This is a genomic window from Streptomyces sp. NPDC059037 (assembly GCF_042740015.1).
Taxonomy (GTDB): domain Bacteria; phylum Actinomycetota; class Actinomycetes; order Streptomycetales; family Streptomycetaceae; genus Streptomyces.
Genome location: NZ_JBHYIG010000452.1, coordinates 1 through 4,570, shown reverse-complemented (window position 1 = coordinate 4,570; position 4,570 = coordinate 1). Strand labels below are relative to the sequence as shown.

General features: G+C 71.3%; 5 protein-coding genes. 4 read left to right on the top strand and 1 reads right to left on the bottom strand.

What is annotated here, in order from left to right; genetic code table 11:
- Positions 1 to 43: 43 nt before the first annotated feature.
- On the bottom strand, positions 44 to 670 hold the full coding sequence (locus ACFWY6_RS44390) for a hypothetical protein (protein WP_266870130.1): 627 nt from the start codon (positions 668 to 670) through the stop codon (positions 44 to 46).
- Between the two features lie 266 nt (positions 671 to 936).
- Between ACFWY6_RS44390 and ACFWY6_RS44385 the strand changes: the two genes are divergently transcribed.
- The 4 genes from ACFWY6_RS44385 to ACFWY6_RS44370 all read left to right on the top strand — a co-directional run bounded on the left by ACFWY6_RS44385 (position 937) and on the right by ACFWY6_RS44370 (position 4,468).
- On the top strand, positions 937 to 1,800 hold the full coding sequence (locus tag ACFWY6_RS44385; RefSeq protein WP_361812600.1) for a bifunctional methylenetetrahydrofolate dehydrogenase/methenyltetrahydrofolate cyclohydrolase: 864 nt from the start codon (positions 937 to 939) through the stop codon (positions 1,798 to 1,800).
- A 19-nt stretch (positions 1,801 to 1,819) separates the two neighbouring features.
- Positions 1,820 to 2,419 (top strand): DUF3017 domain-containing protein, encoded by a 600-nt coding sequence (locus tag ACFWY6_RS44380; protein WP_384703292.1) that lies wholly within the window; start codon positions 1,820 to 1,822, stop codon positions 2,417 to 2,419.
- 213 nt (positions 2,420 to 2,632) lie between these two features.
- Positions 2,633 to 3,787 carry a sensor histidine kinase gene (locus tag ACFWY6_RS44375; RefSeq protein ID WP_384703289.1) on the top strand — a complete coding sequence of 385 codons (1,155 nt, stop codon included), beginning with the start codon at positions 2,633 to 2,635 and terminating at the stop codon, positions 3,785 to 3,787.
- Entirely contained in the window at positions 3,788 to 4,468 is a 681-nt protein-coding gene (locus tag ACFWY6_RS44370; protein WP_384703286.1) for a response regulator, read from the top strand. It begins immediately after the preceding gene.
- The last annotated feature ends 102 nt before the right edge of the window (positions 4,469 to 4,570 follow it).

Here is a 4,570-nt window from a genome sequence, read left to right as displayed (position 1 = left end):
GCCCCTCAAGAGGGGGGCACGGCCCGTTTGTTGACCGCTCGCCTCAGTAGCGGGGGCGGGCGAACCAGGCGGTGCCGCTGGGCACGACCGGTGCGATCGTGATGATGACGGCGAACGTCACCCAGATCAGCGGGCCGATGATCGCGGTCGCGAACCCGGAGTCGAGGCCGACGAAGAGGCCGATCAGACCGACGATGCCGCCGAGCGCGCCATAGATGACCGTGGTGATACGGACACCCTGGCCGCCGCGGCTGAACTTCACGCCGAGCGTGATCGAGAGCGTCGCGAGCGCGGCGGCGATCAGCGCGCCGATGATGGCGATACCGGCGACCGCGTCACCTGCCTCGCCCATGCCGGTGAGGCCAAGGTCCTCGCCGCTGTCGCCGGCGTCGCTCGCGATCGCACCCACGTAGAGGTAGATGATCGCGAAGATGATCTGCACCGCGGAGATCAGGAACAGGAAGACGCGGGCCGTCACGAGGAGCCCCGGCATCGTCTGCGGCATCATGTTGCCGCCCGGGTAGCCGGGGTAGGCCGGCTGCTGCGGGTAGCCGTAGCCCTGCTGCGGCGGGACGCCCGGAGGGGCCTGCTGGGGATAGCCGTATCCGGGAGCGGCCGGGGGCTGCTGGGGCGGCTGCCCGTAAGGGTTGTTCGGGTCGCCGTAACTCATGGCGGTCTTCCTCCGTCAGGTAGTGCGGGGACGACGCGGCACATCACGGAGGAAGTTCTACAGATGCGGTCCGTCCCCCCGACACTGCCCGCGGCACTGTGTCGCTCATCGTTCTTTAGCTCGGGCTTATTTGTCCAGCCGCACTCCGTATGTGTTGTGCAAGTGCAACAGAGCCGGTCAGGTCTCGGGACACAGCCGGGACACAGCCGGGTTGCGGGGGGCGCCCTGATTGGTACCGGGCGGGCCTCATCCGGGAAGATGGGGTCATGACCGCCCAGATTCTCGATGGCAAGGCCACCGCAGCTGCGATCAAGTCCGAACTGGCCGTCCGCGTGGCGGCCCTCAAGGAGAAGGGCATCACCCCCGGGCTCGGCACCGTCCTGGTCGGTGACGACCCGGGCAGCCAGAAGTACGTCGCGGGCAAGCACCGCGACTGCGCGCAGGTCGGCATCGCCTCCATCCAGCGCGAACTGCCCGCCACCGCGACGCAGGACGAGATCGAGGCCGTCGTCCGCGAGCTCAACGAGGACCCCGCCTGCACCGGCTACATCGTGCAGCTCCCGCTGCCCAAGGGCATCGACGAGAACCGCATCCTCGAGCTGATGGATCCGGCCAAGGACGCCGACGGACTGCACCCGATGAACCTCGGCCGCCTCGTCCTCAACGAGCCGGCCCCGCTGCCCTGCACGCCGAACGGCGTGATCACGCTGCTCCGTCAGCACGGCGTGGAGATCAACGGCGCGGAGGTCGTGGTCGTCGGCCGCGGCGTGACGATCGGCCGCTCGATGCCGCTGCTGCTCACCCGCCGCTCCGAGAACGCGACGGTGACGCAGTGCCACACCGGCACGCGTGACCTGGCCTACCACCTCAAGAAGGCCGACATCATCGTGGCCGCCGCGGGCGTCCCGCACCTGATCAAGGCCGAGGACGTGAAGCCGGGCGTCGCGGTCCTGGACGTCGGCGTCTCGCGCGACGAGACCGGCAAGATCGTCGGCGATGTGCACCCGGACGTCTACGAGGTCGCCGGGTGGATCTCGCCGAACCCGGGCGGTGTAGGCCCGATGACGCGCGCCCAACTGCTCGTCAACGTCGTCGAGGCGGCCGAGCGCGCCGCCGCTGCCGCGAGCTGACCGGGAAGAGGGCGAGCCCATGAGCGTAGGCGCGAAGGGCGGGAACGGAGCGGCGGCGGCGTCGTCGCCCGGGCCGGACGACTCTGATGAGAGCGGGGCCGCGGCGTCCGAACCGCAGGCTGCCGAGTCCGAGCCGGGGGCCGGGGCGTCCGAGCCGCGGACCGAGCCGCGGTCCGAGGGGCAGACCGCTGGACACGTCGGTGCGGCCGGTGCCGGCGGGCAGGTCAAGCGGACCTCGCGGCGCTTTCCGCTCTTCACCCGCGACACCGCGCGGCCCGAGGGCGGCGGCCGTGCCGCGAGCGGTGACGCGCCCGCGCCCGCCCGCCAGTGGCCGCTGCTCGCCGTGATCGCGACGGTGGCGATCGGGCTGCTGCTCACCGCACTCGACGTGTTCCGCGTCGGCACGATACTGATCGGCGTCGCGCTGATCGCGGGTGCCGTGCTGCGCTGGGCGCTGCCCGACGTCGGCATGCTGGCGGTGCGTTCGCGCTTCACGGACATGGTGACGTACGGCGTCCTTGGCGTCGCCATCGTGCTGCTGGCGCTGATGGCACAGCCGCACCCGTGGCTGGAGATCCCGTTCCTCAGCGACACGCTGCACCGCACGATCACCACCTGAGCGAGCGCACACGGCGGCCCGCACTCTCCCCCTATGAGTGCGGGCCGCCGTGTCGTCCCGTCCGGGAAACTACCGGCGGCGCGGCCGCCCCGTCGTCCCGTCACGGGTTGACGTTCGGCCGCACCCGGCGCGGTAGCCCGCCGGTTCCTGCAACTTCCGCTGTACCGCGGAAGTTTGACGTTCGGCCGCCCGCCCCGGCGCTACGCTGCGGCGATGCGGATCCGCCCTTTCGTCGCCGACGTGGCGATCGCGGTCGCCCTGACGACGGTCGCCGTACTGCTCGGGCAGGAGTCGGTACGCCAGGGGTGGCCCGAACTTGGCGTGCCCGGCCATGTGTTGGTCGTCCTCGCCAATGTCCCCGTGGTGTTCCGGAGCAGGGCGCCGCTCGCGGTGCTGCTCCTCGTCCACGGGGTGTGGATCGGGTATGTCGCCGCCGGCTACTGGCCCGTGGTGAACACCTTCGCGCCCATGCTCACCGTCTACACGGTGGCCTCCCTGCGGCCCGACCGCGTCTCCGTGCCCTGCGCCGCGCTGATGAGCGCCGTCTGGATCTACGCGGGCCTGGTGAGCGACGGCGCGTCGATGGCGTCCGTCGTCGGGCAGGCCGTCGGATTCGCGCTCGTGCTGTGGCGGTTCGGGCATGTGGCGCGCAGGTCCGCCGAACTGGCCCGCCAGTTGAAGCGTGAGCAGGACGAGCGCGCGCGGCGCGAGGTCGCGGAGGAACGCGGGCGCATCGCACGGGAGTTGCACGACGTGGTCGCCCATCACATGTCGGTGATATCCGTGCAGGCGGGCCTCGCGAAGTTCGTCTTCGCCTCCGACCCGGCCACCGCGCACGCCGCGCTCTCCACCATCTCCGGCACCAGCGGCGAGGCGCTCGAGGAGCTGCGCCGGATGCTGCGGGTGCTGCGGGCGCAGGAGGACGGCGACGAACCGCCCGACGCGCCGATGCCGGGGCTCGCGCGGCTCGGCGAGATGGTCGAGCGGGTGCGGGCCGGGGGAGTCGCCGTCGAGCTGCGCATCGAGGGGACGTCGCGGCAGCTGGCCCCTGGCGTCGAACTCTGCGCGTACCGCGTGGTCCAGGAGGCGCTCACCAACGTACTGAAACACGCTCAGGGCGCCGCGGCGGTCGTCGAACTCCGTTATGAGCGGCACCACGTGACGGTTTCGGTCACGGACGACGGGGAGGGGGTGATTCTGGACAGAGTGGGCGGGGGAAGCGGCCACGGCTTGATTGGGATGCGGGAGCGGGCCAAGCTCTACGGCGGGACGATCAGCATCGGCCCGCTGAGCGAGGGAGGGTTCGCCGTGCGGCTTACCCTGCCGACCTCCGCGAAGGCCGCACCGCAGGGGGACGGCGCGACTTAAATGACCAGGGTTCTCGTCGTCGACGACCAGTTCCTCATCCGGGCAGGCCTGGTGGGGCTGCTGCGTGCCGCGCCGGGCGTCGACGTCGTCGGCGAGGCGGGCGACGGCGCCGAGGCGGTCGAGCTCGCCGCGACGACCCGGCCCGATGTGATCCTGATGGACATCCGCATGCCCGGCATGAGCGGCATCGTGGCCACCGAGAAGATCCTCGCCGAGGCGTCCGAACCGGCCCCGCGTGTCCTGGTGTTGACCACCTTCGACCTCGACGAGTACGTGTACGGGGCGCTGCGCGCGGGAGCCTCCGGCTTTCTGCTCAAGGACTCGGGGCCCGAGCGGCTGCTCGCCGCGGTGGCCGCGGTCGGCGGCGGCGACGCGCTGTTCGCGCCCAGTGTCACCTGCCGCCTCGTCGAGGCGTTCGCCCGGCAGGCAGCCGGTGCGGACGGTGCGTCGTCCCAGCCTCCGGCGGATCTGCAGGTCTTGACGTTGCGCGAGGTCGAGGTCCTGAAGCTGATCGCGCGCGGCCTGTCCAACGCGGACATCGCCGACCGCCTCTACATCAGCGAGGCCACCGTCAAGACCCACCTCAACCGCACGATGAGCAAACTCGACCTCGACAGCAGGGCGCAGGCCGTGGTGGTGGCGTACGAGACGGGACTCGTCACGCCGGGCGACGCCCGCTGACCCCGGACGCGTGAAGCGGGGGGGGGGGGGGGCGAACCACCACCCCGACGCCAAGCGGTGGGGGGGGTGGGGGTGTGTGTGAGAGTGTTGGGGAGGTGGGAG

Coding starts and splice junctions, on each gene's coding strand:
- ACFWY6_RS44390 (WP_266870130.1), bottom strand. CDS start 670: ATGAGTTACGGCGACCCGAACAACCCTTACGGGCAGCCGCCCCAGCAG.
- ACFWY6_RS44375 (WP_384703289.1), top strand. CDS start 2,633: ATGCGGATCCGCCCTTTCGTCGCCGACGTGGCGATCGCGGTCGCCCTG.
- ACFWY6_RS44385 (WP_361812600.1), top strand. CDS start 937: ATGACCGCCCAGATTCTCGATGGCAAGGCCACCGCAGCTGCGATCAAG.
- ACFWY6_RS44370 (WP_384703286.1), top strand. CDS start 3,788: ATGACCAGGGTTCTCGTCGTCGACGACCAGTTCCTCATCCGGGCAGGC.
- ACFWY6_RS44380 (WP_384703292.1), top strand. CDS start 1,820: ATGAGCGTAGGCGCGAAGGGCGGGAACGGAGCGGCGGCGGCGTCGTCG.